Source organism: Streptomyces sp. WAC00040, assembly GCF_056835925.1.
Map to the genome: position 1 here is coordinate 33259 of NZ_JAKQZE010000006.1, position 26151 is coordinate 59409.

The following is a 26151-nucleotide window of genomic DNA, read 5'->3' on the forward strand; positions in this document are numbered from 1 at the left end:
GGCGCCGGCGGGCTAAGAATGCCGCTGCGCGGCACTCCGGCCCCGTGCCCTGCCGGCGGAGCTTCCGCTGTCGCGAAATCAGCCCCGCAGGCGATTGAGGCGCGGTGGCCGGGTCCGGGTGGAGCCCGGTTCGGGAAGGGCGGGGATGGGACAGGCACGGTGTCAGGCGGGCAGCCCGTACACCCGCCGCCGGCATCGTCGCCGCCTGCTCCGCGTCGCCCCGCGACCACGCACCGTCGCGACCCAGCCGCCGAGCACCCGGCCGAGCGCATCACGGAAGGACCGCGCGCCGACGACAGGAAGCTACGGCAGGCCCCGTACGCCGCTGGAGAACAGGAGCTTGCCGAAGGGGGCTAGTTCGAGGATCTCCGCCAGGCCGCCGCCCTTGCGGGCGGCCCCCAGCAGGTGCTCAGCAGGACCGGATCGGTGAGCGGGTCGCCCACTCGGCGGCCCGCGAGCCGGCGGCCGGCCGCTCCGCGCACCTCGGCCGGGTCCCGGTGGCTCCGGCCGGTCCGCCACCCGCTCGACGGCGGCGGTGGTGAAGGCGACGGCCGAGCCGGCCGCCCCGTGGACGGCCTCCGCGAGGTTCGCGAGGAAGGACTCGCGGTTCCTGAGGTGTCCACGACCTGCTCGACGAGCAGTTCGAGGCGGACGATCTCGCGTGCCTGGGCCGCCCCGGCCGCGGCGAGCTCCGCGGGGCCGGCGAAGTCCCCGGGCGGGCCGGTGTCCACGAGGTAGGTGGCGATGCCGGTGTCCCGCACAGAAGACGTCTGCCCGCCTCGACCACTCCGAGCTCGCGGCGGCGGGCCAGGTAGTGGGCGGGCGGGCAGTGCGGTTCGAGCCCCAGGAGCGGCGGGTACCGGCGCCGGACCGCGAAACCGGTCCGGTTGTCGAGAAAGGTGGTGCCGGAGGCCGGCGGGGCCCCGCCGTCGGGGCGCCGGTACCTCTCGAAGGTGCCGAGGCCCGGTTCCGTGCGGAGCACCCCGTGGCAACTGGTCGACCAGACGCACGGAGGACGCGGTGTCGATCATCGGGAGCTCCCTGTCCAGGACCGTGCTTTCACAGCCCTGACGGGTGAGCACCGCGTGAGGTGTTGGTCAGGCGTTGGAAGGGCCGCCGACCTGGATGCCGGCCATGCGGCTCCACTCGTACGGGCCGGTGCGGACCTTCGCGGCGAAGTCGCCGTCGAAGGACTCGTGGAGCGTGATCCCGGACTTCTCCGCGGCGGTGACGGCGACGGTGTGGTCCGGTGCCACGAGGTCGCCCCAGGCGCCGTCCTCGCCGACGAGCACGATCCGGGTGCCCATCTGGCCGATGTAGGCAAGCTGGCCCTCGGCACCGCCGTGTGCGCCGGCGAAGGCCTTGATCTGCTTGGCGAGCTTCGCGGCCTTGCGCTCGGCGCGGGCGTCGGCGGCCGGCGAGGAAGCGGTCTCTTCAACCTTGGTTTCTGCCATGAACCGCATGCTACTCGTGGGTAGATCGACTGGCGACGGCAGAACCGAGTGGCCTCGGCCACCTTGCGGGCGGCCGCTGCGGTCAGCGCAGGAAGGGGTCCACCGCGACGGCCACGAACAGCAGCGACACATAGGTGATGGACCAGTGGAAGAGGCGCATCTCCTTGAGCTTGCCGCCCGTCTCGCCCGCCTTGGCCCTGCTCTGCAGCGCGTGCGCCTCCCACAGCCACCAGCCGCCGGAGACCAGCGCGACCGCCGTGTAGAACCAGCCGGTGTAGCCGAGGGGAGTCAGCAGCAGCGAGACGGCGACCATGACCCAGCTGTAGAGGACGATCTGCCGGGCGACGACCCTGTTGCCCGCGACGACCGGGAGCATCGGCACGCCGACCCTCGCGTAGTCGTCCTTCACCTTCATCGACAGCGGCCAGTAGTGCGGCGGCGTCCAGAAGAAGATGACGAGGAACAGGATGACGGCGGCCCAGGACATCGAGTTGGTGACGGAGGACCAGCCGATCAGGACCGGCATGCAGCCGGCGATGCCGCCCCAGACGATGTTCTGCGCGGTGCGGCGCTTCAGGATCATCGTGTAGACGACGACGTAGAAGAGCAGTGCGCCGAGCGACAGCGCGGCCGACAGCCAGTTGACCAGCAGCCCGAACCAGAGCGTGGAGACCACGGCGAGCGTCAGACCGAAGACGAGGCCCTCGCGCGGCGACACCATGCCGGTGACGAGCGGCCGCTGCGAGGTGCGGTCCATCAAGGCGTCGATGTCGCGGTCGATGTACATGTTGAGCGCGTTGGCGCCGCCGGCGGAGAGGTACCCGCCCAGGCACGTGGCGAGCACGAGCCACAGGTCGGGAACGCCCTGCTCGGCGAGGAACATCACCGGAACGGTGGTGATCAGCAGCAGCTCGATGATCCGCGGCTTGGTCAGTGCCACGAACGCCTTGGCGCGGGCCCCGAACGGCCGATGGCCCCCCGGGCCGGTAGCCAGGACGACCCCCGCGGGTCGGGACTCGACGGCCGTCACGCACACCCCTGACAGAGAAATCCCAGCAAGTCTCTGGGAACGCCTCCCAGGCCCGAAGGGCCGTGGGTGCAGTGAAGACCCGGTAAGACTTGCGCGTACCACGCCACTCTAGACGCTGCCCGTACGCCGATCTTCGCGGGGGTCGACTCGTGTTGAGCGCCGGCCCGACGCCGGGCGTATACATCGCCGACAGGCGGGGAACACCCGACGCCCGCACCCTGGCAGTGTCCAATTGGAAAGACGCGTGGCCGAAAAGGAGCGCGTTGCTGCGAGGGTAGGCTCGACAGCGCCCGGTACACGCCTCTGTCACCGGGATTCGACATGTGGAGAGGAGCCCTGACTCAGGGTGAGCACCAAGCCGACCACCACAGACCTCGAGTGGACCGCGTTGGACCAGCGGGCAGTCGACACCGTCCGCGTCCTGGCCATGGATTCCGTACAGAAGGTCGGCAACGGCCATCCGGGTACGGCCATGAGCCTGGCCCCCGCCGCGTACGTGCTCTTCCAGAAGCTGATGCGGCACGACCCCGCGGACGCCGACTGGACCGGCCGTGACCGGTTCGTCCTGTCCGCCGGACACTCGTCGCTGACGCTCTACATCCAGCTCTACCTGGCGGGCTACGGCCTGGAGCTGGACGATCTGAAGGCGTTCCGCACCTGGGGCTCGAAGACCCCCGGCCACCCGGAGTACGGGCACACCACGGGCGTCGAGACGACGACGGGGCCGCTGGGCCAGGGTGTCGCCAACGCCGTGGGCATGGCCATGGCCGCCCGCTACGAGCGCGGCCTGTTCGACCCGGACGCAGAGCCGGGCACGTCCCCCTTCGACCACACGGTCTGGTGCATCGCCGGTGACGGCTGCCTCCAGGAGGGCATCTCGGCCGAGGCCTCCTCGCTGGCCGGGCACCAGAAGCTCGGCAATCTGGTCCTGCTGTGGGACGACAACCACATCTCGATCGAGGGCGACACGGAGACGGCCGTCTCCGAGGACACCCTCCAGCGCTACGAGGCGTACGGCTGGCACGTCCAGCGCGTCCAGCAGCTGGAGAACGGCGACCTCGACCCGGTCGGCCTCTACAACGCCCTGAAGGCCGCGCAGGCCGAGACCGAGCGCCCGTCGTTCATCGCGGCCCGCTCGATCATCGCCTGGCCCGCCCCGCACGCCCAGAACACCGAGGCCGCGCACGGCTCGGCACTGGGCGACGAAGAGGTCGCGGCCACCAAGCGCGTCCTGGGCTTCGACCCGGAGCAGAGCTTCGAGGTCTCCGACGAGGTCCTCGGGCACACCCGTGGCGCTCTCGACCGCGGCCGTGAGGCCCGTGGCGAGTGGGAGAAGACGTTCGCCGCGTGGCGTACGGCCAACCCGGAGCGCGCCGCCGAGTTCGACCGGATCCGGTCGGGCGAGCTTCCGGAGGGCTGGGAGGACGCGCTGCCGGAGTTCGAGACCGGCAAGGGTATCGCCACCCGCGCCGCGTCCGGCAAGGTCCTCCAGGCGCTCGGCGCCGTCGTGCCCGAGCTCTGGGGCGGCTCCGCCGACCTGGCCGGCTCGAACAACACCACGATCGACAAGACGTCGTCGTTCCTCCCTGCGGGCAACCCGCTGCCGGAGGCCGACCCGTACGGCCGGACGATCCACTTCGGCATCCGCGAGCACGCGATGGCCGCGGTCATGAACGGCATCGCGCTGCACGGCAACACCCGCGTCTACGGCGGCACCTTCCTGGTGTTCTCCGACTACATGCGCAACGCCGTGCGGCTCTCCGCCCTGATGCACCTGCCGGTCACCTACGTGTGGACGCACGACTCGATCGGTCTCGGCGAGGACGGCCCGACCCACCAGCCGGTGGAGCACCTGGCCTCGCTGCGCGCCATCCCGGGCCTGAACATCGTTCGCCCGGCCGACGCCAACGAGACCGCGATCGCCTGGCGCGAGATCCTCAAGCGGTACACCAAGGAGTTCGGCAAGGGCGCCCCGCACGGCCTCGCGCTGACCCGCCAGGGTGTTCCGACCTACGAGTGGAACGAGGACGCGGCCAAGGGCGGCTATGTGCTCTTCGAGGCCGAGGGCGGCGACGCCCAGGTGGTGCTGATCGGCACCGGCTCCGAGGTCCAGCTGGCCGTCGGCGCCCGCGAGCAGCTCCAGGCGGCCGGCATCCCGGCCCGCGTGGTCTCCATGCCCTCGGTCGAGTGGTTCGAGGAGCAGGACCAGGGGTACCGGGACTCGGTGCTTCCCCCGTCGCTCAAGGCACGAGTCGCGGTCGAGGCCGGCATCGGTCTCACGTGGCACCGTTACGTCGGTGACGCCGGACGCATCGTCTCGCTGGAGCACTTCGGCGCTTCCGCGGACGGCAAGGTCCTCTTCCGTGAGTTCGGTTTCACCGCCGAGGCCGTGGCCGCCGCAGCGCGGGAATCGATCGAAGCCGCCGCGCGCTGACGCCGGTACACGACAAGTAGGAGATGCAATTCTCATGACAGACGCACTCAAGCGCCTCTCCGACGAAGGCGTCGCGATCTGGCTGGACGACCTGTCCCGCACCCGGATCACCTCCGGCAACCTCGCCGAGCTGATCGACCAGCAGCACGTCGTGGGTGTCACGACCAACCCGTCGATCTTCCAGAAGGCGATCTCGGACGGCCACGGCTACGACCAGCAGCTGGAGGACCTCGCGGCCCGCAAGGTGACCGTCGAGGAAGCCATCCGCATGATCACGACGGCGGACGTCCGTGACGCCGCCGACGTGCTGCGCCCGGTGTTCGACTCGACGGGCGGCCAGGACGGCCGGGTCTCCATCGAGGTCGACCCGCGTCTCGCGCACAGCACCAAGGCGACCATCGCGGAGGCCAAGCAGCTCGCCTGGCTGGTGGACCGTCCGAACACCTTCATCAAGATCCCGGCGACCAAGGCCGGCCTGCCGGCGATCACCGAGGTCATCGGCCTCGGCATCAGCGTCAACGTCACGCTGATCTTCTCGCTGGAGCGCTACCGCGAGGTCATGGACGCCTACCTGGCCGGTCTGGAGAAGGCGAAGGCCGCGGGCCTGGACCTGTCCAAGATCCGCTCGGTGGCCTCGTTCTTCGTGTCCCGCGTGGACACCGAGATCGACAAGCGGCTGGACGCGCTGGGCACCCCCGAGGCCAAGGAGGCCCGCGGCAAGGCGGCCCTGGCCAACGCCCGGCTGGCCTACGAGGCGTACGAGCAGGTCTTCTCCTCCGACCGCTGGGCCGCGCTCGACAAGGCGCAGGCCAACAAGCAGCGCCCGCTGTGGGCCTCGACCGGCGTCAAGGACAAGGCGTACAAGGACACCCTGTACGTGGACGAGCTGGTCGCCCCCGGCACCGTGAACACCATGCCGGAAGCCACGCTGATCGCCACCGGTGACCACGGGCAGATCACCGGCGACACCGTCCGTGGCACCTACGAGCAGGCCCGCGCGGAGCTCGAGGCCGTGGAGAAGCTCGGGATCTCCTACGACGAGGTCGTCCAGCAACTCGAGGACGAGGGCGTCGAGAAGTTCGAGGCGTCCTGGACCGATCTGCTCAAGTCGACCGAGGCCGAGCTCAAGCGCCTCGCACCCTCGGAGGGCTGAGCGACTTGTCCGGTATTGGCGGAGCCAACCCGCTCCGTGATGCTGCAGACCGACGGCTCCCGCGTATCGCGGGGCCGTCGGGCCTGGTCATCTTCGGCGTCACGGGCGACCTTTCGCGCAAGAAGCTGATGCCAGCCGTCTACGACCTCGCGAACCGGGGGCTGCTGCCGCCGGGCTTCTCGCTCATCGGCTTCGCCCGGCGCGAGTGGGCCCACGAGGACTTCGCGCAGGAGGTCCACGACGCGGTCGAGGAGCACGCGCGCACGCCGTTCCGTGAGGAGGTCTGGCAGCAGCTCATCCAGGGGATGCGGTTCGTCCAGGGCACCTTCGACGACGACGACGCGTTCGAGCAGCTCAAGTCCACCATCGAGGATCTCGACAAGGTGCAGGGCACCGGTGGCAACTTCGCGTTCTACCTCTCCGTGCCGCCGAAGTTCTTCCCCAAGGTCGTCCAGCAGCTGAAGAAGCACGGGCTGGCGGACCAGAAGGAGGGTTCCTGGCGGCGCGCGGTCATCGAGAAGCCGTTCGGTCACGACCTGGTCTCCGCCAAGGAGCTCAACCAGGTGGTGCACGAGGTCTTCCCGCCGAACGAGGTCTTCCGCATCGACCACTACCTGGGCAAGGAGACCGTTCAGAACATCCTGGCGCTGCGGTTCGCCAACACGCTCTTCGAGCCGATCTGGAACCGGTCGTACGTCGACCATGTGCAGATCACGATGGCCGAGGACATCGGCATCGGCGGCCGGGCCGGCTACTACGACGGCATCGGCGCCGCCCGTGACGTGATCCAGAACCACCTCCTCCAGCTGCTGGCGCTGACCGCTATGGAGGAGCCCGCATCCTTCGACGCGGACGCCCTCGCGGCGGAGAAGACCAAGGTCCTCGGCGCGGTGAAGCTTCCCAAGGACCTGGCGCAGAACACGGTCCGCGCGCAGTACACCGCAGGCTGGCAGGGCGGCGAGAAGGCCGTCGGTTACCTCCAGGAAGACGGCATCGACCCCAGGTCGAAGACCGACACCTACGCCGCGATCAAGCTGGAGATCGACAACCGCAGGTGGGCGGGCGTCCCCTTCTACCTGCGCACCGGCAAGCGGCTCGGCCGGCGCGTCACCGAGATCGCGGTCGTCTTCCAGCGGGCCCCGCACTCCCCCTTCGACTCCACGGCGACCGAGGAGCTCGGGCACAACGCCCTGGTCATCCGCGTCCAGCCGGACGAGGGCGTGACCATGCGGTTCGGCTCCAAGGTGCCGGGCACCTCGATGGAGGTCCGTGACGTCTCGATGGACTTCGCGTACGGCGAGTCGTTCACCGAGTCCAGCCCCGAGGCCTACGAGCGCCTCATCCTCGACGTGCTGCTCGGCGACTCCAACCTCTTCCCGCGGGTGGAGGAGGTCGAGCTGTCCTGGAAGATCCTCGACCCGATCGAGCAGTTCTGGGACGCGAACGGCAAGCCGGCCCAGTACACGGCCGGCACCTGGGGCCCGGACGAGGCGGACGAAATGCTCGCACGAGACGGACGGAGCTGGCGTCGGCCATGAAGATCGACCTTACGGACACCACGGCCAGCAAGATCAACAAGGCGCTGGTGCAGGGCCGCCGAGCGATCGGCACCCCGGCCGTCGGCATGGTCCTCACCCTGGTCATCGTGACTGATGAGGAGAACGCCTACGACGCGCTGAAGGCCGCCAACGAGGCGTCCCGCGAGCACCCTTCGCGCACCCTCGTGGTCATCAAGCGGGTCTCACGCTCCCCGCGTGACCGTGCGAAGGCCAGGCTCGACGCAGAGGTGCGGGTGGGCGCGGACGCGGGCACCGGCGAGACGGTCGTGCTGCGCCTGTACGGCGAGGTCGTCGACCACGCCCAGTCCGTGGTGCTGCCGCTGCTGCTGCCGGACGCCCCCGTCGTCGTCTGGTGGCCGGTCAACGCGCCGACCGACCCGGCCAAGGACCCGCTGGGCTCGCTCGCCCAGCGCCGGGTGACCGACACCTACGCCGCCGAGCAGCCGGTGCGTGAGCTCGCGGCCCGCGCGGAGGCCTACACCCCCGGCGACACCGACCTGTCCTGGACCCGGATCACGCCGTGGCGCTCGATGCTCGCGGCGGCGCTGGACCAGGTCACCTGCAAGGTCACCTCCGTCGAGGTGGAGGGCGAGGAGTTCAACCCGAGCTGCGAGCTCCTCGCGATGTGGCTCGCGGACCGGCTCGACGTCCCGGTGAAGCGGTCCTCGTCGGCCGGGCCCGGCCTCACCTCCGTACGACTGGAGTCCGACTGCGGACCGATCGTGCTGGACCGGCCGGACGGGTCGCTCGCCACGCTGTCCATCGAGGGCCAGCCGGACCGTGCGGTCGCGCTGAAGCGGCGGGAGACGGCCGAGCTGATCGCGGAGGAACTGCGCCGGCTCGACCCGGACGACACCTACTCGTCGGCGCTCCGGTACGGGGTGGAGCGCCTGGGCGCGGCCACGTCGGCCGCGGCGGAGTCCGCTCCGGACCCGGCCCCGGCCGGGAAGAAGGCGGCGCCGGCGGCAAAGAAGGCCGCCTCCGCGAAGAAGGCGGCAGCCCAATGACCGCCGCTCCGCAGCTCGTCGTGCACCGCGACAAGGAGCTCATGGCACAGGCGGCCGCGGCCCGGCTGATCACGAAGATCGTGGACGCACAGGCCGCGCGCGGCTCGGCGTCCGTGGTCCTCACCGGCGGCCGCAACGGCAACGGGCTGCTGACCGCGCTCAGTTCGTCCCCGGCCAGGGACGCCATCGACTGGTCGCGGCTCGATCTGTGGTGGGGCGACGAGCGGTTCGTGCCGTCGAACGACCCGGAGCGCAATGTCACGCAGGCGCGTGAGGCGCTGCTCGACGCCGTGCCGCTGGACCCGTCGCGGGTGCACGCCATGCCCGCGTCGGACGGCCCCTACGGCTCCGACGTGGACTCGGCGGCCGCCGCCTACGCGGCGGAACTCGCCGCGGCGGCGCGCCCCGAGGACCACGGCCCGGTGCCGACGTTCGACGTCCTGATGCTGGGCGTCGGACCGGACACGCATGTGGCGTCGCTGTTCCCCGAACTCCCGGCGGTCCGCGAGACGGAACGCACGGTCGTAGGGGTCCACGGTGCGCCCAAGCCGCCGCCCACCCGCATCTCGCTCACGCTGCCGGCGATCCGCGCGGCACGTGAGGTGTGGCTGCTCGCGGCGGGTGAGGACAAGGCGAAGGCGGCGGAGATCGCACTGTCCGGAGCGGGCGAGATCCAGGCGCCGGCGGCGGGAGCGTACGGCCGGGCGCGGACGCTGTGGCTGCTGGACGCGGCGGCGGCGTCCGAGCTGCCGCGCGAGCTGTACCGCCCGGCTTCCGCCTGATCGATGCCGCCGCGGCCCGGCCCGCCCACGCTTCCCTCACCGCGACCACGTGTCGCGGCGACCCCGGAAGCGCCGCGCGGCGGCCCGGGCCGCTCGCTCCGGCGGCGGACCGGGCGGGCGGCTGCGGGCGGTCCCGCTCCTTCCCGCCACGGGCCGCTCGGACGTCGCGGCGATGCATGACGGCCACCGTGACGATCGCCGCGAGGAGCGACCATGCGCCGAACACGATCCACGCCTCGATGACCGACACCGGGTACTTGCTCCTGGAGCAGTCGCGTGCCGGGTTCCGCACAAGGGCCTGCCACGCCGAGAGCGGCATCGGGGCGGCTGTTCACCAAGCCGGCGGCCCGTGACCGGGTCCAACTGGTGGTCCTCGCCCACGAGCTGGGCCCGGTGTCGCCGTCGCGCTGAGCGGGCGCGCATGCCGCGAGCCGCACCGCTGCCCGCCGCCGGGGTGAGCGCGCGTCGGGCGGTTCATGGGAGCCCGATCTGTCGGAAGCGGACGGCTGAGGCCGGTGGATGCAAGGCGTCGTACGGACCGGCTCGGGCGAGACGTCCCGGTGCGGCCCGCCCGTCCAGCCAGGTACCACCGCGTCAGGGAGCCGGATCCGAGTCGCGCTCCAGGAACGGCTCCAGCAGCCCCGGCACCGCCTCCGACGCGAACGTCAGGCCCTCCCCCTCCGCGGCGTCGTAGACGCCGTACGCGCCCGCGCCCGCCGCCGTCGTCGTCGCCATCAGCGTGATCAGGCCCGCGCGGCGCTGAAAAACGGAGCGGCGGGCCGTCCATCCGATCACGCCCGTCCGCTGCAGTGCGACCGTGCTGCGGCGGACGGTTCCGGAGCGGGTGACGAGGTAGTCGCCTGCGATCCCGTGGCCGAGCGCCCGGTACGCGTCGAACGCGAGGAGCACCGCGACGGGAACGCCGATCGCCGCCCAAGCGGCGGCGATCCACAGGAGCACGGGCGTGAGCAGCGCGCCGAGGAGCGCGAGGACCGCCGCGGGCAGCAGCGCCGCGCTCAGTGCCCGGCGCAGCCGTCTGCCGCGGGCGGCCCGCGGGTGGGGCGTCAGAAGGGCCTGCCGCATCGGGGAGGCGGACTCGCGGAGCACCTGGGCTGCGACCTCGTCGGCCATCGCCCGCGGCACCGCGGGCAGCAGGACGTTGATGTCGGCGTGCTTGTCCTTCTCGTCCTTGACGAGCCCGGTGGCGACGGCGTCCAGCCTCGCGGCGCCGAAGAGTCTGATGCCCAGAGGTTCGACCAGGTCGACGCCGCGCAGCCGGCGTTCCTCGATGGATATCGAGCGTGACGTGAACAGGCCTCGCCGCACCCTCAGTGTGCCGCCGGGCTCCCGTTCGAGCCGGTAGTTCCACCACATCTCGATCCAGAGCCCGAGCGCGCCGACGACACCGGCGACAAGCGCGGCGGCGGCGAGGGTGACGATCACCCATACGAGGGGGGTGTCCCGGAAGCGGTCCCCCACCCAGTCGATGACCTCGGCCTGTGCCCCGAACCACTGGCTGACCTGCATCACCGCACCCACCGCCGCGCCGCCGAGCAGTGGGGCGACGAAGGAGACCGGCGCGTAGCGGATCCAGGCCGGATCGAGGACGGCGAGCGCGCCGTCGGGGTGGGTGGCCGCCTCCCCCGGGGTGGTCCTGGCGAGCAGCTCGAGCCGCAGCCGTTCGCCCTCCGCCCGGCTGACGGCGTCCAGTTCGAGGGTGGACTCACCGCCGACCACGTGTTCGCCCGTGCCGATGCGGACCTTGACCAGTCCGAGGGCGCGCAGCAGCACGTTGGCGGTGAGGTCGACGCTCCGGATGCGTTCGCGGGCCAGCGACCGGCGCTTGACCAGGACCAGCCCGGTGTGGAGTTCGACCCGCTCCGGTCCTGTGCGGTAGCGGGTGCGCTGCCGGCGGACCAGGTCGGCACCGGTGCCGGCGCCGATGACCAGGGCCGCACCCGTCAGCACCCAGCCGAGGGCCTTCCACAGCGGCATGCCACCCGCGAGCCCGAGGAGAGCGGGGAGCCCGGCGCCGGCCGCGAAGCCGGCCGTGACCAGGGCGGTCACCAGGACCGTGCGCCTGTCGAGCCGCCGCCACTCCCCTTCCTGTGCGCTCATGTCGCGTCCCCGGGCGTGGCCCGGGTGATCAGGGTGAGGCTCTCCGCCAGTTCGGCGGCGACCTCGTGGTCGAGTCCCTCGATCCTTACGGCGCCCTTGGCGGAGGCAGTGGTCACAGTGACGGTGGCGAGCCTGAACGCCTGCTCGAGCGGCCCTCTGACCGTGTCCACGGTCTGGATGCGGGACATGGGCGCGATCCGCCACTCCTGCCACAGCGCCCCGGTGCGTACGTACACCGCCTCGTCGGTGACCTCCCAGCGGTGTACGCGGTACCACCAGAGGGGGAAGAACGCGGTGCAGGCGAGACCGACGACGGCGATCACACCTGCCGGGACCAGCAGCCAGGTGCGGGCGGGCTCGATGAACGCGCCCAGCACGGACAGCACAAGAGCCGGTACCGCGGCGGTCAGCATGACCTGCGCGCGCCACCAGTTGACGGCCCGTGCGTTCAGCCGGTTGTTCGGCGGCCGCAGCCGCACCGTGTTCTCCCCCGCCATCAGGTCACCGGCCGCGCAGTGTCCGGTACTTGCCGGCCAGCGTCGCGGTGGAGCTGTCGAGCTGCTCGCCGCCCCTGCCCTCGGTCAGCACCGGCTCGATCTTCTTCGCGAGGACCTTGCCGAGCTCGACTCCCCACTGGTCGAAGGAGTCGATGTTCCAGATCGCGCCCTGCACGAACACCTTGTGCTCGTAGAGGGCGATCAACTGTCCCAGTACGGAGGGCGTGAGGTCCTCCGCGAGGATCGTCGTCGTCGGGTGGTTCCCCTGGAACGTCTTGTGCGGCACCAGTTCCTCGGCGACGCCTTCCGCCCTGACCTCCTCGGGCGTCTTGCCGAAGGCGAGGGCCTGCGTCTGCGCGAAGAAGTTCGCCATCAGCAGGTCGTGCTGCGGAACGAGTCCGGCGAGCAGCCCGGGGACCGGCTTGGCGAAGCCGATGAAGTCCGCGGGGATGACCTTCGTGCCCTGGTGGATCAGCTGGTAGTACGCGTGCTGGCCGTTGGTGCCGGGGGTGCCCCACACGACGGGGCCGGTCTGCCAGTCGACCGGATTGCCGTCACGGTCGACCGACTTGCCGTTGGACTCCATGTCGAGCTGCTGGAGGTACGCGGTGAACTTGGACAGGTAGTGCGAGTAGGGCAGCACCGCGTGCGACTGGGCTTCGAAGAAGGCCCCGTACCAGACGCCCAGAAGACCCAGCAGGAGCGGGGCGTTGGCCTCGGGGGGCGCGGTGCGGAAGTGCTCGTCGACGAGGTGGAAGCCGTCGAGCATCTCGCGGAACCGCTCGGGGCCGATCGCGATCATCAGGGAGAGGCCGATCGCGGAGTCGTACGAGTAGCGGCCGCCGACCCAGTCCCAGAACTCGAACATGTTGGCCGTGTCGATGCCGAAGTCGGAGACCTTCTCGGCATTGGTGGACAGGGCGACGAAATGCTTGGCGACCGCGTCGGGGCCGACCCGGAGGTTCGTGAGCAGCCACTCGCGGGCGGAGGTGGCGTTGGTGATCGTCTCGATGGTGGTGAAGGTCTTCGAGGCGATGATGAAGAGCGTCTCCGCCGGGTCGAGATCCCTTACGGCCTCGTGGAGATCGGCCCCGTCGACGTTCGAGACGAAACGGAGGGTCAGGTCCCGTTCGGTGTAGGACCGGAGCACCTCGTACGCCATCGCGGGCCCGAGGTCGGAGCCACCGATACCGATGTTGACGATGTTCCTGATGCGCCTGCCGGTGTGGCCGGTCCACTCGCCGGAGCGGATCCGCTCCGAGAAGGCGGCCATCTTGTCCAGCACCGCGTGGACGTCCGGCACCACGTTCTCGCCGTCGACCTCGATGACGGCGTCCCGCGGGGCGCGCAGAGCCGTGTGCAGGACCGCGCGGTCCTCGGTGGTGTTGATCTTCTCGCCGCGGAACATGGCGTCGCGCAGACCGGCGACGTCGGTCGCGGCGGCCAATTCGCGCAGCAGGACCAGCGTCTCGTCGGTGATCAGGTGCTTGGAGTAGTCCAGGTACAGATCACCCACCTGGAGGGTGTACTCGCTGCCGCGCTCCGCGTCCGCCGCGAACAGCTCCCGCAGATGCGTTCCGCCCAGCTGCTCGCGGTGCTTGCCGAGAGCGGTCCACTCGGGCATCCGGTTGAGCCTGGTCTTGCCTGCGTTCATCTCGGACATCAGCCCACTTCTTCTCGTACCTGCCTGCATGCCCCGCTGCGGTTCCAACCTAATTGATCAGGCCGGTCGGTGAGGCGTCGGCGGGGCGGCGCACGAGAAGCGGCCCGGTAAAGACAAGTCCGGCCGTCACCCATTTCGGGTGGCGGCCGGACTCAAGAACTAGATCTCGCCCCGCAGTTTGGCGAGCGCTTCCGCGAGAATCGCCTCGCCGTCCGCGTCGCTGCGCCGCTCGCGAACGTACGCGAGGTGCGTCTTGTACGGCTCTGTGCGCGGCGGGTCCGGCGGATTGTCCCGGTCCTGGCCGGCCGGGAACCCGCACCGCGGGCAGTCCCACGTGTCGGGGACCTGTGCGTCACTGGCGAAGCTCGGCTGCGTCTCGTGCCCGTTCGAGCACCAGAAGGAGATGCGGAGGCGCGGCGCGGACTCGCCTCGCTCTGCCTCGCCCATCGGCCCCGCTCCGACCCGGCTTCCCCGGATCGCGTTGCCACTTGCCACGGTCGTAACTCCCTGCGTGATGGTGCTGCACAGCGTCTCACAGCGGCTGCGCCGCGAGTGCCCCAGTCTACGTAAGGCCCAACGCTCGTCCAGTGATTGGAGTTACACCCCAGCTCGGGACGCGGAATCGGTGGGTCAGCTGTCCAGCTTCATCAGCAGACCAAGTACGACAATGCACGCGAACCACAGCAGACCGACCACGACGGTGATGCGGTCGAGGTTCCGCTCGGCCACGGAGGAGCCGCCGACAGAGGACTGCATTCCGCCACCGAACATGTCGGAAAGACCGCCGCCCTTCCCCTTGTGCATCAGCACGAGCAACATCAGCAGCCCGCTGAAAATGATCAGGGCGATCGAGAATCCCATAACCACGGCTGGACCCTACTTCCTGGCAATTCTCTTGGACTCAATACGGACGACGGGGGCCCGGGCTCGATGTGTGAGCCGCAGGCCCCCGCAAGGGTACGCCGGATCGGCGCTACCGCATACTCACTGGTCGCGGAACCGGACGATCTTGACGAACTCGTCCGCGTCCAGCGCCGCCCCGCCGACCAGGGCGCCGTCCACGTCAGGCTGGGCCATGATCGCGGCGACGTTGCCCGCCTTCACCGAGCCGCCGTACTGGATCCGGACCTTGTCGGCCAGCTCCTGGGAGTACAGCTCAGCGAGACGGCCGCGGATCGCACCGCAGACCTCCTGCGCGTCCTCGGGGGTGGCGACCTCGCCGGTGCCGATGGCCCATACCGGCTCGTAGGCGATCACGATGGTCTCGGCCTGCTCGGCCGGGACATCCTTCAGACCGCCGTCGAGCTGGGCGAGCGTGTACTCGACCTGGTTGCCGGCCTTGCGGATGTCGAGGCCCTCGCCGACGCACAGGATCGGGGTCAGGCCGTGCTTGAAGGCCGCCTTCACCTTGGCGTTGCAGATCTCGTCGGTCTCCGCGTGGTACTGGCGGCGCTCGGAGTGGCCCACGGCGACGAAGGCGCACTTCAGCTTGGCCAGCATCGGGCCGGAGATCTCGCCGGTGTAGGCGCCGGAGTCGTGCGCCGAAATGTCCTGGGCGCCGTACTTGATCTTCAGCTTGTCGCCGTCGACCAGGGTCTGGACGGACCGAAGGTCGGTGAAGGGCGGCAGGACGGCGACCTCTACGGCGTCGTAGTCCTTGTCGGCCAGCGCGAAGGCGAGCTTCTGGACGTGAGCGATGGCCTCGAGGTGGTTGAGGTTCATCTTCCAGTTGCCCGCCATCAGCGGGATGCGGCCCTGGTCAGTAGCAGTCATGCGGGGTCAGTCCTCCAGTGCGGCAAGGCCGGGAAGCGTCTTGCCTTCGAGATATTCGAGGCTCGCGCCGCCGCCGGTCGAGATGTGGCCGAACGCCTTCTCGTCGAAGCCCAGGATTCGGACGGCAGCGGCGGAGTCGCCGCCGCCGACCACGGAGAAGGCCGGGGAGTCGACGAGCGCCTGGGCAACGGCCTTGGTGCCCTCGGCGTAGTCGGGGTGCTCGAAGACGCCCATGGGGCCGTTCCAGAAGACGGTGGCCGCGTCGGCGAGCTTCGAGGCGTACAGCTGGCGGGTCTTCGGACCGATGTCCAGACCCTCCTGGTCGGCGGGGATGGCGTCCGCGGCGACGACGGTCGGGTTGGCCGGCGCCTTGGTCTTCAGGTCCGGGAACTCGTGCGAGACCAGCACGTCGACGGGGAGCACGAACTCCACGCCCTTGGCCTTGGCGCGCTCCAGGTACTCGAGCACGGCCGGGACCTGGTCCTCCTGGAGCAGCGAGATGCCGACCTCGTGGCCCTGGGCCTTGAGGAAGGTGTACGCCATGCCGCCGCCGATGAGGATGCGGTCGGCCTTCTCCAGCAGGTGGTCGATGACCCCGAGCTTGTCGGAGACCTTGGCGCCGCCGAGCACGACGACGTAGGGCCGGCTGACGTCCTCCGTGAGCTTCTTCAGGACGCCGACCTCGGTGTCGATCAGGAAGCCTGCGGCGTGCGGCAGCCGGGCCGGGAGATCGAACACGGACGCGTGCTTGCGGTGCACGGCGCCGAAGCCGTCGCCGACGTAGACGTCGGCGAGGGAGGCGAGCCGGTCCGCGAAGGCCCCACGCTCGGCGTCGTCCTTGGAGGTCTCGCCGGGGTTGAAGCGGAGGTTCTCCAGGACGGCGACCTGGCCGTCCTGGAGGTCGGCGACAGCGGCCGTGGCGGACTCACCGACGGTGTCGGTCGCGAACTCCACGTGCGTGCCGAGCAGCTCCCCGAGCCGGGCGGCGGCCGGGGCCAGCGAGAAGGCGGGGTCCGGGGCGCCCTTGGGGCGGCCCAGGTGCGAGGCGACGACGACCCGGGCCCCGGCCTCCGCCAGCCTGGCGATGGTCGGCTGCACGGCCCGGATGCGGCCGTCGTCGGTGATGGTCGTGCCGTCGAGCGGCACGTTGAGGTCGGCGCGGACGAATACCCGCTTGCCCGCGACCCCGTCGGCCAGCAACTGGTCGATGGTCTTCATGTTTTACGGCTCCTCGGAGGGCTGCACGCGCGACAGGGCTCGAACGGCGCCACTTTGCGCTGCCCGAGCCCTGTTGCTCACATCTTTGTGCTCTCGTTGCAGATCAGGTGCAGATCAGATCAGGCGCTGCTGATCAGAGCTGGTTGCCCACGAAGACCGTAAGGTCCACGAGGCGGTTGGAGTAGCCCCACTCGTTGTCGTACCAGCCGAGGATCTTCACCGACTTGCCCTCCTGGACCATGGTCAGCGAGGAGTCGAAGGTGCAGGACGCGGCGTCGCCGACGATGTCCGAGGACACGATCGGGTCCTCCGTGTAGAAGAGGACACCCTTCAGGTCGCCGTCGTCGGCGGCCTTCTTGAACGCGGCGTTGACCTCGTCCTTGGTGACCTCACGCTCGAGCTCGACGACCAGGTCGGTGGCCGAACCGGTCGGGACCGGGACGCGCATCGCGATGCCGTCCAGCTTGCCCTTCAGCTTCGGCAGGACCAGGGCGGTGGCCTTGGCGGCACCGGTGGTCGTGGGGATGATGTTCTCCGCGGCGGCGCGGGCGCGACGCAGGTCGGAGTGGGGGAAGTCCAGGATCCGCTGGTCGTTGGTGTACGCGTGGACCGTGGTCATCAGACCCTTGACGATGCCGAAGTTCTCGTCCAGAACCTTGGCCATCGGCGCCACACAGTTGGTGGTGCAGGAGGCGTTGGAGATGACGTGGTGGTTGGCGGCGTCGTACTTGTCCTGGTTGACGCCCATCACGATGGTGATGTCCTCGTCCTTGGCCGGAGCCGAGATGAGGACCTTCTTGGCGCCGCCGGCGATGTGCTTCTCGGCGTCGGCCTTCTTGGTGAAGATGCCCGTCGACTCGATGACGATGTCGACACCCAGCTCGCCCCACGGAATGTCGGCGGGGTTGCGCTCGGAGAGCACCTTGATGGTGTGGCCGTCGACCGTGATGGTGTCGGCGGTGTTGCTCACCTCGGCCTTGAGACGGCCGAGGATGGTGTCGTACTTCAGCAGGTGGGCCGTGGTCGCAGTGTCACCCAGGTCGTTGACAGCCACGATCTCGATGTCTGCACCCTGCTCCAGCAGCGCGCGGAAGTAGTTACGACCGATGCGGCCAAAGCCGTTGATGCCTACGCGGATCGTCACGAACCGATCTCCTCGTTGGTACGCCGGTTTTCGACGCCGGCGAGTTGTATGGGATGTCCCCGACCGCCTACGACCCTACCCCCCTGAAGGCCCCGTAGTGACATCGAGATGCCGTGTGTGCAACACGGTGGCCCGTACCCGCCAGTAGGAATTCCGGCCACCGTGTCCCGCACCGGATCGCGGGGCGTTCACGGCGCCGCCCCGCGCCCGGTCACGGCTCTTCTCAGCGCCGCAGCGCCCTGAGAGCCGCGGCGACGATCCGCTCACGGTCGGACGCCGTTCGCACGTGCTCGAGGCCGAAACCGATCAGCACACTGTCGCGCGTGCTCACCGCCGACGCGGACGGATACAGGTCCTGACTGCGCTCCCAGTTCCCCCGCAGAGCGGGGCTGCCCTCAGGTGGGCCGGCGGCCGCCCACGGCTCCAGCGAGGTCTCGAAGCCCTCGACGGGCTGCTCCACGCCGCCGGTGACGAGCCGGGTGTCGTCGACGAAGACACCGCGGCCGCCGTCGCTCGGGTCGGTGACATAGGAGACGGAGACCTCGATCCGCTTGCCCGCGTAGGCGCTCAGGTCGAAGGAGGCCGCCCGCCAGCCGTCGGACGCCCCGGTGAAGGCGTTCCACGCGCCGGTGGTGCCGCTCGCCGTGCACGCGCCCTCGCCGAGGGTGAGGTAGTGCCGCAGGAACGGGTGCTGATCGATGTAGAAGCCGCCGTCGCACTGCGCCGGGACCTCGGTGGAGGTGCCGCCGCCGGCGTCGGGGAGCGTCGTCCAGTCGTCCTGGCCCACGGTGTGGACCTCGACGACGGCGTTGTCGTAGCCGGGCTCCGTGTCGAAGCTCAGCCGCATGTCGAGGGCGGGCCGGTCAGCGGCCGCCGTGCCGGTCAGGTCGATCGTGCGGGACAGCCGCGCCCACGAGGAGTTGCGGTGGGTGACCGCCGCGTACCACTCACCGCCGTACGGTGAGAACGGCATCCTGGCGCCCGGGTAGTCACCGGCGGCGGCGCTGTCGAACTGCGGGAACTCGTCCGGCGGCAGGGTGTCCGAGGTGATCGTGTAGGCGCCGGCCGCGTCCAGCGGGTTGCCCGGGACGCCCCCGAGGGCGCCGGAGGCGCCGGTGAGGCGTCCCGTGCCGAGGAAGCCGGTGACTCCGGCGAGCGAGGCCCGTCCAGAGGCCCCGAGGTAGTACTGCGAGAAGTCGTCACTCAGCGCCCCGCCGAGGTTGGCGTCACCGCCGGCGCGCTCGCCCATGGAGACGAGCTTTCCGCCCTCGTTGAGGTAGGCCCGCACCGCCTGCGTGGTCGCCCAGGACGGCTCGGCCGCGCCCGAGTACCAAAGGACGGTCCGGAAGTGGCCGAGGACCGCGAGTGGGTGCGGGGCACCCTGCGTGGCGACGTCCCAGACGGCACTGCGGTGGCCGCCGGCGGCCAGGGCGCGGGTGTAGGCGGCGCTGTGCGCGGCGGCGGCCGTGCCGCCCTCCTCCGCGATCACCAGCGTGTCACCGCGCGGGCGTTCCGCGACCGTGTACGTGAAGTGCTCGCTTTCGGTGCGCCCGCCGCTCCTGGTCCTGCCGGTGAACCACACCTCGACCCGGTCGCCCGGCTCTGCGCCCTCGACCTCGGCGCGGTACTCGTCGAAGTGGAGGTTGTCCTCGCCGCCGAACCGCTCGCCGCCCTTCCACGGGTGCAGCTCCGCGTCGTGCGTGCGGCCGCCGTTGATCCGGTAGTTGAGCTCCTTGTCACGCAGCGACCTGCGGGCGGTGACAGAGACCTCCTGGTCCTCGCCCCGTGCGTAGGACGTGGCGAAGGTGTCGGGGGTGAAGTCCGCCGCCGTGAGGTCCAGCGAGGAGGACGGCTGGTCGGGATGGGCCGCGGTCTCGGCCACGGAGAGCGCGAAGGGGATGTTCTTGGCGAACTCCTGCTGGATGAGTTCCTCGTCGTCGGGGAAGGTGAAGATGGACGCGCAGTCCGCGGCGTTCCACTCGTCGTCGGGGTCGACGCGCGAGGCGGTGGCGCAGGTCGACATCTCGGGGGTGTACATCATCATCCCGTTGACATTGGCCGCGTGGCCGTCGGCCTCGCCGTTGGTGGTGTAGAGCTCGGAGGAGAGCTGGGGCCGGTAGCCGGGGATCGCGGAGTTGCCCGGCGTGCCCGCGAGGGCCCGGTAGAGGACGTCGTCGGGGGTCGGTGTGGCGACCTGCCAGCCGACTCCGTACAGCAGCAGCTGGGCGGCGGAGTGGTAGTTGATGCCGTACTGGAAGCCGATGCGCTTCTGGAAGCGGTCGATGGCCTTGGTCTCCGGCTCGGATCCGGGGCCGGTGCCGCGGTAGGTCTCGTCGAACGGGTCGGGCGAGGACCCCTCGTTGTCGTAGCCCCACTTGTAGGCGAAGTTGCGGTTGAGGTCGACGCCGTCGCCCGCGGTGATCCGCCCGTCGCCGTTGTTGTCGCGGAGGTTCTTGCGCCACTGGCGCTCTTCGGCGCCGGTGAACGTGTGGTCGTAGCCGTCGGGGTTGGCCGACAGCACGAACCACAGCTCCGTGGAGTCGACGATCTTCGTGATCCGCGGGTCCTTGCCGTAGCCGTCGAGGTAGTGGTGCATCAGCCGCCGGGTCATCTCCGGGGTGATCCACTCCCTGGCGTGCTGGTTGGACATGTAGAGGGTGGCGGGCCTGGAGCCGTCGCGGTACCTGTCCGCGCCCTTGGAGACCTTGAGAGCGAGGATGTCCTGGCCCTTGACGGTACGGCCGATGCTCACGACCTTGGTGAGGGCCGGATGGGCCCTGGCGGTGGCGAGGATCTCGTCCTTGAGGCCGCCTTCACCGCTGTACGGGCGGAAGACACCGTCGCCTGCGGCGGCGAGGCGCTTCTCCGTCCTGGCGGAGAGGGTGTGCTCGGTGATGTCGAGGCCCTGCTCACGCAGTTCGCCGGCCTGCCGCTCGGTGAGGTGGAGCTCGACGGTGGCGGTGCCCTTGTCCGGGATCTGCTCGCCCAGCTCATGGCCGTCGCTGCCCGCCGCGAGGATCAACGGGACCTGTTCCTTGCTCACTTCCGCATGCCATACGGCGAGTTCTTCGCCGTTCCCGCCCCCGGAGTCGGCCTGCGCGATCGGCGCTGCCGACACTCCCGCGACCAGGAGTGCGGCAGCGGCGAGGATCGATCTCGCTCTGCGTCTCATAAGCCCCCCTTGCTGTTGTCTGCCAGGAAAGTGCTCGTGTCCGCCGTGATGACGGGCATGCGACAGGCTCATGACTCTCCATGATCATGTCAATAGGGCCGGATCGGCCCACGCGGGCTGGGAAACGACACTGCCGACGCCTCAAGAGGCGTCGGCAGTAAAGCTGTTGAGCTACATGCCAGGAGGGTCAGCCGACCAGACCGTCGGCCATCTCCTCCGTCAGATTCGACTCCGTACCCGGGATACCCAGGTCCTGGGCGCGCTTGTCCGCCATCGCCAGCAGACGGCGGATCCGGCCCGCGACCGCGTCCTTGGTCAGCGGCGGGTCCGCGAGGGCCCCCAACTCCTCCAGCGAGGCCTGCTTGTGCTCCATGCGCAGCCGGCCCGCGGCCGCGAGATGCTCGGGCACCTCCTCGCCGAGGATCTCCAGAGCACGCTGCACCCGGGCGCCCGCCGCCACGGCGGCACGCGCCGAGCGGCGCAGATTGGCGTCGTCGAAATTGGCCAGTCGGTTGGCGGTGGCGCGCACCTCGCGCCGCATCCGCCGCTCCTCCCACGCCAGCACCGACTCGTGGGCCCCGAGCCGCGTCAACAGCGCGCCGATCGCATCACCGTCACGGACCACCACCCGGTCCACGCCCCGCACCTCGCGCGCCTTCGCGGCGATCGAGAGCCGACGGGCGGCGCCCACCAGCGCGAGGGCCGCCTCCGGTCCCGGGCAGGTGACCTCCAGGGAGGACGACCGGCCGGGCTCGGTCAGCGAACCGTGCGCCAGGAACGCGCCCCGCCAGGCGGCTTCCGCGTCGCACGTCGCACCCGAGACCACCTGGGGCGGCAGGCCCCTGATCGGGCGCCCACGGCCGTCGACCAGACCCGTCTGACGGGCGAGCTGGTCACCGCCCGCCACCACCCGCACGACGAACCGGGAGCCGCGGCGCAGACCGCCGGGCGCCATGACCATCAGCTCCGAGCTGTGGCCGAAGATTTCCAGGATGTCCCGTTTGAGCCGACGTGCGGCGATGCCGGTGTCCAGCTCCGCCTCGATCACGATGCGGCCGCTCACCAGGTGCAGACCGCCCGCGAACCGCAGGATGGCCGAGACCTCCGCTTTTCTGCAGCAGGTCCGGGTGACGGGGAGCCGGGAGATCTCATCCTTCACCGCTGCCGTCATCGCCATGGGCCGATCCTTCCATGCATCCGAAAAATACGGTCGTACGCGGCGGCCAACAGTTCCGGGTCGTGCTTCGGAAGTCCGTCGGGAGAGGCCACCGGAGCCAGCTCGACCGCGGCGCCCAGCCGCTTGGCGGCGTCGGCGAGGGACTCGCGGTCGGGCACTGCGGCCTCGTCGGCCAGCACCACGTCCAGGGCGAGTTTAGGCGCGTGTCGTCCCAAAACCTCCAAATGACGCTGCGGGGAGAAGCCCTCAGTTTCTCCGGGCTGGGGCGCGAGATTGAGCGAGAGCACCCGGCGCGCCTTGGTCTGCACCAGCGCGTCGAGCAGCTCGGGCACGAGGAGGTGCGGGATCACCGAGGAGAACCAGGAGCCGGGACCGAGGACCACCCAGTCGGCGTCCAGCACGGCCTCCACGGCCTCAGGGACGGCCGGCGGGTCGTTCGGCACGAGATGCACGGACTGCACCTCACCCGGCGTGAGCGCCACGGTCGCCTGGCCGCGCACGGTGTCCACCTCGTCCGGGCGGCTCGGGTCGTGCCCGCGCACCAGCGCCTGGAGCTCGAGCGGCACGGCCGACATGGGCAGCACCCGCCCGTGCGCGCCGAGCAGCTTGCCGACCAGGTCCAGTGCCTGGACATGGTCGCCGAACTGCTCCCACAGCGCCACGATCAGCAGATTGCCGACCGCGTGCTCGTGCAGCTCGCCCTGGGACTGGAAACGGTGCTGGATGACCCGCGCCCATGTCTGACCCCAGTCGTCGTCGCCGCACAGCGCCGCCAGGGCCTTGCGCAGGTCACCGGGCGGCAGCACGCCGAGTTCCTCACGGAGCCGGCCGCTGGAACCGCCGTCGTCGGCGACGGTGACGACAGCCGTGAGGTCGCCGGTGATACGGCGCAGCGCCGTGAGGGAGGCGGACAGCCCCATCCCGCCGCCGAGGGCGACGACCTTGGGCTGGGCTCCGCGCTTCCGGGCCGACGGCGTGCGCGTGGTCCTGCGCAGCCGCCGCAGCCGGAGGTTGCGTCCGGTCACTCGCGCCCCAGGTCCCGGTGGACGACGACGGTCTCGACACCGGCGGCGGACAGACGGGCGGCGAGCTTCTCCGAGGTGGCGACCGAGCGGTGCTTGCCGCCGGTGCAGCCGACGGCGACGGTCACATAGCGCTTGCCCTCGCGGCGGTACCCGGCGGCGATCAGCTGGAGCAGCTCTGTGTAGCGGTCGAGGAACTCCTTGGCGCCGGGCTGGTTGAAGACGTAGTTCGACACCTCGTCGTTCAGGCCGGTGAAGGGACGCAGCTCCGGCACCCAGTGCGGGTTCGGCAGGAAGCGCATGTCGACGACGAGGTCCGCGTCGACGGGCAGGCCGTACTTGAAGCCGAACGACATCACCGTGGCCCGCAGCTCGGGCTTCTCGTCGCCCGCGAACTGGGCGTCCATCTTGGCGCGCAGCTCGTGGACGTTCAGGCCGGAGGTGTCGATCACCAGGTCGGCGTCGCCGCGCAGCTCCCGCAGCAGGTCGCGCTCGGCCGCGATGCCGTCGACGATCCGCCCGTCGCCCTGCAGCGGGTGCGGACGCCGGACCGACTCGAAACGGCGCACCAGGGCGTCGTCGGAGGACTCCAGGAAAACGATCCGGCGCGTGACCTGCTTGGCGTCCAGGTCGGCCAGGGACTCGCGGAGATTGTCGAAGAAACGCCGGCCGCGTACGTCGACGACGACCGCGATCCGGGCCACGTTGCCCTGGGAGCGGGCACCGAGCTCCACCATCGTGGGGATCAGCGCGGGCGGCAGGTTGTCGACGACGAACCAGCCGAGGTCCTCCAGGCACTTGGCTGCCGTACTGCGGCCCGCGCCAGACATACCGGAGATGATCACCAGCTCCGGGATGGCCACGTCCGCCGCGGCCTCACGGGGCTCGGTGCCGTTGCCCGTACTCACGTCTGCTGCTCCGTCTCCGTCGTGCTCAGTCATGTCGTGCTGCCCCCGTCGCTGTCTTCAATGATCTCTCCTGTCGCGGTGTTCACGGCGGGCGCGGGCGCCGCCGACTGCGCCAGCGCCACCACCACCGACTCGGCGGTCTTGCGCCCCATGCCGGGAACCTCGCAGATCTGCTCGATTGTCGCCTGCCGCAGACGCTTGACCGAGCCGAAATGCTTGATCAGGGCCTGCTTCCTGGTCTCCCCGAGACCGGGGACCGCGTCAAGGGGGCTGGTCCTGATGCGCTTGGACCGCTTGGACCGCTGATAGCGGATGGCGAAGTCGTGAGCCGTGTCACGCACCCGCTGGAGGAGATACAGGCCCTCGCTCGAACGCGGCAGGACCACGGGATCGTCCTCGTGCGGCAGCCAGACCTCCTCGAGCCGCTTGGCGAGACCACAGACCGCGACATCGTCGATCCCGAGCTCGTCCAAGGCGCGCTTGGCCGCGGCGACCTGCGGCTGCCCGCCGTCGACGACGACCAGCTGCGGCGGGTACGCGAACTTCTTGGGCCGGCCGTCGTCCTCCAGCGCCTCGTGCGCCGGGTCCTCGCCGCCGATCCACTCGCCGGTGCGGTCCTTCTCCGCGAGATAGCGCTTGAAACGCCGGGTGATCACCTCGTGCATGGACCGGACGTCGTCCTGCCCCTCGAAACCCTTGATCTGGAAGCGGCGGTACTCGCTCTTGCGGGCGAGGCCGTCCTCGAAGACGACCATGGACGCCACCACGTCCTCGCCCTGGAGGTGCGAGATGTCGAAGCACTCGATGCGCAAGGGGGCCGAGTCCAGGCCGAGCGCCTCGGCGATCTCCTCGAGGGCGCGGGAGCGTGTGGTCAGATCGCTGGCGCGCTTGGTCTTGTGCAGCCCGAGCGCCTGGAGCGCGTTGCGCTCGACGGTCTCCATCAGGGCCTTCTTGTCGCCGCGCTGCGGAACGCGCAGGGAGACGGCCGCGCCGCGCCGGCCCGCCAGCCACTCGGTGACGGCTTCCGTGTCCTCCGGCAAGGCGGGGACGAGGACCTCCTTGGGGACGGCGTCGCCGCTCTCCTCGCCGTACAGCTGCTGGAGCGCGTGCTCGACCAGGCCGGCCGTGTCCACGTTCTCGACCTTGTCGGTGACCCAGCCGCGCTGGCCGCGGACGCGGCCGCCACGGACGTGGAAGATCTGGACGGCGGCCTCCAGCTCGTCCTCCGCGAGCGCGATGAGGTCGGCGTCGGTCGCGTCGGCCAGCACCACCGCGTTCTTCTCGAGGGCGCGCTTGAGGGCCTCTATGTCGTCCCGCAGCCGTGCGGCCTTCTCGTACTCCATCTCCTCGGCGGCGGCCATCATCTGCTTCTCGAGGCGGCGGAGGTAGGTGCCGGTGCGGCCGGCCATGAAGTCGCAGAACTCCTCGGCCAGTTCGCGGTGCTCCTCGGGGGTGACGCGGCCCACGCAGGGCGCCGAGCACTTGCCGATGTAACCGAGCAGGCAGGGGCGGCCCTTCTGCACGTGGTTGCGGAAGACGCCCGCGGAGCAGGTGCGCACGGGGAAGACGCGCAGCATCAGGTCGACGGTCTCGCGGATGGCCCAGGCGTGCCCGTAAGGACCGAAGTACCGCACGCCCTTGCGCTTGGCGCCGCGCATGACCTGCACTCTCGGGAATTCCTCGTTGAGGGTGACAGCCAGATACGGATAGCTCTTGTCGTCGCGGTACTTGACGTTGAACCGGGGGTCGTACTCCTTGATCCAGGAGTACTCCAGCTGAAGCGCCTCCACCTCGGTGGAGACGACCGTCCACTCCACGGAGGCCGCGGTGGTCACCATGGTGCGCGTGCGCGGGTGCAGATTCGCCAGGTCCTGGAAGTAGCTGGCGAGGCGCTGGCGCAGGCTCTTGGCCTTGCCGACGTAGATCACCCGGCGGTGCTCGTCACGGAACCGGTAGACCCCTGGCGAGTCGGGGATCTGTCCCGGCTTGGGGCGGTAGCTGGAGGGGTCGGCCATGCCGTCCACCCTACTGGCGGACAGT

The 26151-nt window shown here is 70.2% G+C and carries 20 protein-coding genes and 1 pseudogene; 5 read left to right on the top strand and 16 right to left on the bottom strand.

The window, feature by feature from the left end; genetic code table 11:
* Positions 1-181 precede the first annotated feature (181 nt).
* From MDN94_RS37635 to MDN94_RS37645, 3 genes and pseudogenes are all read right to left on the bottom strand, one after another.
* Positions 182-1031 (bottom strand): annotated as a pseudogene (locus MDN94_RS37635) (amidohydrolase); the annotation flags it as partial.
* Between the two features lie 66 nt (positions 1032-1097).
* Positions 1098-1454, bottom strand: a complete 357-nt coding sequence (locus tag MDN94_RS37640) for a hypothetical protein (protein ID WP_482730271.1) — start codon at positions 1452-1454, stop codon at positions 1098-1100.
* A gap of 82 nt (positions 1455-1536) precedes the next feature.
* On the bottom strand, positions 1537-2490 hold the full coding sequence (locus MDN94_RS37645; RefSeq protein ID WP_373465267.1) for a heme o synthase: 954 nt from the start codon (positions 2488-2490) through the stop codon (positions 1537-1539).
* Positions 2491-2830: 340 nt separating this feature from the next.
* Between MDN94_RS37645 and tkt the strand changes: the two genes are divergently transcribed.
* Genes tkt through pgl form a run of 5 tightly spaced genes read left to right on the top strand, consistent with a single transcriptional unit; the run spans position 2831 to position 9419 of the window.
* Positions 2831-4918: a transketolase gene (gene tkt / locus MDN94_RS37650; protein WP_482730272.1), complete on the top strand. Its 2088-nt coding sequence runs from the start codon at positions 2831-2833 to the stop codon at positions 4916-4918.
* Positions 4919-4952: 34 nt separating this feature from the next.
* Entirely contained in the window at positions 4953-6071 is a 1119-nt protein-coding gene (gene tal / locus MDN94_RS37655; RefSeq protein WP_482730273.1) for a transaldolase, read from the top strand.
* Between the two features lie 14 nt (positions 6072-6085).
* Complete coding sequence (gene zwf, locus MDN94_RS37660; protein WP_482730485.1) at positions 6086-7609, top strand: glucose-6-phosphate dehydrogenase; 1524 nt, start codon at positions 6086-6088, stop codon at positions 7607-7609.
* Complete coding sequence (gene opcA / locus MDN94_RS37665) at positions 7606-8637, top strand: glucose-6-phosphate dehydrogenase assembly protein OpcA (protein WP_482730274.1); 1032 nt, start codon at positions 7606-7608, stop codon at positions 8635-8637. The genes zwf and opcA overlap by 4 nt, the downstream gene beginning before the upstream one ends.
* The gene (pgl, locus tag MDN94_RS37670; RefSeq protein WP_482730275.1) at positions 8634-9419 is read left to right on the top strand and encodes a 6-phosphogluconolactonase; all 786 of its coding nucleotides are present in this window, start codon (positions 8634-8636) and stop codon (positions 9417-9419) included. The genes opcA and pgl overlap by 4 nt, the downstream gene beginning before the upstream one ends.
* Positions 9420-10013: 594 nt before the next feature.
* On the opposite strand, the gene MDN94_RS37675 is transcribed toward pgl, so the two are convergent.
* From MDN94_RS37675 to uvrC, 13 genes are all read right to left on the bottom strand, one after another.
* Positions 10014-11537 carry a PH domain-containing protein gene (locus tag MDN94_RS37675; protein WP_482730276.1) on the bottom strand — a complete coding sequence of 508 codons (1524 nt, stop codon included), beginning with the start codon at positions 11535-11537 and terminating at the stop codon, positions 10014-10016.
* Positions 11534-12034 carry a PH domain-containing protein gene (locus MDN94_RS37680; RefSeq protein ID WP_482730277.1) on the bottom strand — a complete coding sequence of 167 codons (501 nt, stop codon included), beginning with the start codon at positions 12032-12034 and terminating at the stop codon, positions 11534-11536. Before MDN94_RS37680 ends, MDN94_RS37675 begins: the two co-directional genes overlap by 4 nt.
* Positions 12035-12038: 4 nt before the next feature.
* Positions 12039-13688: a glucose-6-phosphate isomerase gene (gene pgi / locus MDN94_RS37685; protein ID WP_482730486.1), complete on the bottom strand. Its 1650-nt coding sequence runs from the start codon at positions 13686-13688 to the stop codon at positions 12039-12041.
* Positions 13689-13856: 168 nt separating this feature from the next.
* On the bottom strand, positions 13857-14192 hold the full coding sequence (locus tag MDN94_RS37690) for an RNA polymerase-binding protein RbpA (protein ID WP_003957010.1): 336 nt from the start codon (positions 14190-14192) through the stop codon (positions 13857-13859).
* Positions 14193-14327: 135 nt separating this feature from the next.
* Positions 14328-14558: a preprotein translocase subunit SecG gene (secG, locus tag MDN94_RS37695; RefSeq protein WP_005318972.1), complete on the bottom strand. Its 231-nt coding sequence runs from the start codon at positions 14556-14558 to the stop codon at positions 14328-14330.
* 123 nt (positions 14559-14681) lie between these two features.
* On the bottom strand, positions 14682-15470 hold the full coding sequence (gene tpiA / locus MDN94_RS37700) for a triose-phosphate isomerase (RefSeq protein ID WP_482730278.1): 789 nt from the start codon (positions 15468-15470) through the stop codon (positions 14682-14684).
* Positions 15471-15476: 6 nt separating this feature from the next.
* Complete coding sequence (locus MDN94_RS37705) at positions 15477-16688, bottom strand: phosphoglycerate kinase (protein ID WP_482730279.1); 1212 nt, start codon at positions 16686-16688, stop codon at positions 15477-15479.
* 133 nt (positions 16689-16821) lie between these two features.
* A complete protein-coding gene (gene gap / locus MDN94_RS37710; protein WP_482730280.1) occupies positions 16822-17832 on the bottom strand; it encodes a type I glyceraldehyde-3-phosphate dehydrogenase in 1011 nt (336 codons plus the stop codon).
* Between the two features lie 223 nt (positions 17833-18055).
* Positions 18056-21004 carry a M14 family metallopeptidase gene (locus MDN94_RS37715; protein ID WP_482730281.1) on the bottom strand — a complete coding sequence of 983 codons (2949 nt, stop codon included), beginning with the start codon at positions 21002-21004 and terminating at the stop codon, positions 18056-18058.
* A gap of 187 nt (positions 21005-21191) precedes the next feature.
* Positions 21192-22181, bottom strand: a complete 990-nt coding sequence (whiA, locus tag MDN94_RS37720) for a DNA-binding protein WhiA (RefSeq protein ID WP_005318962.1) — start codon at positions 22179-22181, stop codon at positions 21192-21194.
* On the bottom strand, positions 22172-23206 hold the full coding sequence (locus tag MDN94_RS37725; protein WP_441264416.1) for a gluconeogenesis factor YvcK family protein: 1035 nt from the start codon (positions 23204-23206) through the stop codon (positions 22172-22174). The genes whiA and MDN94_RS37725 overlap by 10 nt, the downstream gene beginning before the upstream one ends.
* The gene (gene rapZ, locus MDN94_RS37730) at positions 23203-24144 is read right to left on the bottom strand and encodes an RNase adapter RapZ (RefSeq protein WP_482730282.1); all 942 of its coding nucleotides are present in this window, start codon (positions 24142-24144) and stop codon (positions 23203-23205) included. The genes MDN94_RS37725 and rapZ overlap by 4 nt, the downstream gene beginning before the upstream one ends.
* Positions 24141-26126, bottom strand: coding sequence for an excinuclease ABC subunit UvrC (uvrC, locus tag MDN94_RS37735; protein ID WP_482730487.1), 1986 nt, complete (start codon positions 26124-26126; stop codon positions 24141-24143). Before uvrC ends, rapZ begins: the two co-directional genes overlap by 4 nt.
* Positions 26127-26151: the final 25 nt, after the last annotated feature.

What these genes read in the sequence shown, in the direction of transcription:
- MDN94_RS37640 (WP_482730271.1), bottom strand. Translation starts at nt 1,454, where the DNA reads ATGGCAGAAACCAAGGTTGAAGAGACCGCTTCCTCGCCGGCCGCCGAC.
- tal (WP_482730273.1), top strand. Translation starts at nt 4,953, where the DNA reads ATGACAGACGCACTCAAGCGCCTCTCCGACGAAGGCGTCGCGATCTGG.
- opcA (WP_482730274.1), top strand. Translation starts at nt 7,606, where the DNA reads ATGAAGATCGACCTTACGGACACCACGGCCAGCAAGATCAACAAGGCG.
- pgl (WP_482730275.1), top strand. Translation starts at nt 8,634, where the DNA reads ATGACCGCCGCTCCGCAGCTCGTCGTGCACCGCGACAAGGAGCTCATG.
- MDN94_RS37675 (WP_482730276.1), bottom strand. Translation starts at nt 11,537, where the DNA reads ATGAGCGCACAGGAAGGGGAGTGGCGGCGGCTCGACAGGCGCACGGTC.
- MDN94_RS37680 (WP_482730277.1), bottom strand. Translation starts at nt 12,034, where the DNA reads ATGGCGGGGGAGAACACGGTGCGGCTGCGGCCGCCGAACAACCGGCTG.
- pgi (WP_482730486.1), bottom strand. Translation starts at nt 13,688, where the DNA reads ATGAACGCAGGCAAGACCAGGCTCAACCGGATGCCCGAGTGGACCGCT.
- secG (WP_005318972.1), bottom strand. Translation starts at nt 14,558, where the DNA reads ATGGGATTCTCGATCGCCCTGATCATTTTCAGCGGGCTGCTGATGTTG.
- tpiA (WP_482730278.1), bottom strand. Translation starts at nt 15,470, where the DNA reads ATGACTGCTACTGACCAGGGCCGCATCCCGCTGATGGCGGGCAACTGG.
- MDN94_RS37705 (WP_482730279.1), bottom strand. Translation starts at nt 16,688, where the DNA reads ATGAAGACCATCGACCAGTTGCTGGCCGACGGGGTCGCGGGCAAGCGG.
- MDN94_RS37715 (WP_482730281.1), bottom strand. Translation starts at nt 21,004, where the DNA reads ATGAGACGCAGAGCGAGATCGATCCTCGCCGCTGCCGCACTCCTGGTC.
- whiA (WP_005318962.1), bottom strand. Translation starts at nt 22,181, where the DNA reads ATGGCGATGACGGCAGCGGTGAAGGATGAGATCTCCCGGCTCCCCGTC.
- rapZ (WP_482730282.1), bottom strand. Translation starts at nt 24,144, where the DNA reads ATGACTGAGCACGACGGAGACGGAGCAGCAGACGTGAGTACGGGCAAC.
- uvrC (WP_482730487.1), bottom strand. Translation starts at nt 26,126, where the DNA reads ATGGCCGACCCCTCCAGCTACCGCCCCAAGCCGGGACAGATCCCCGAC.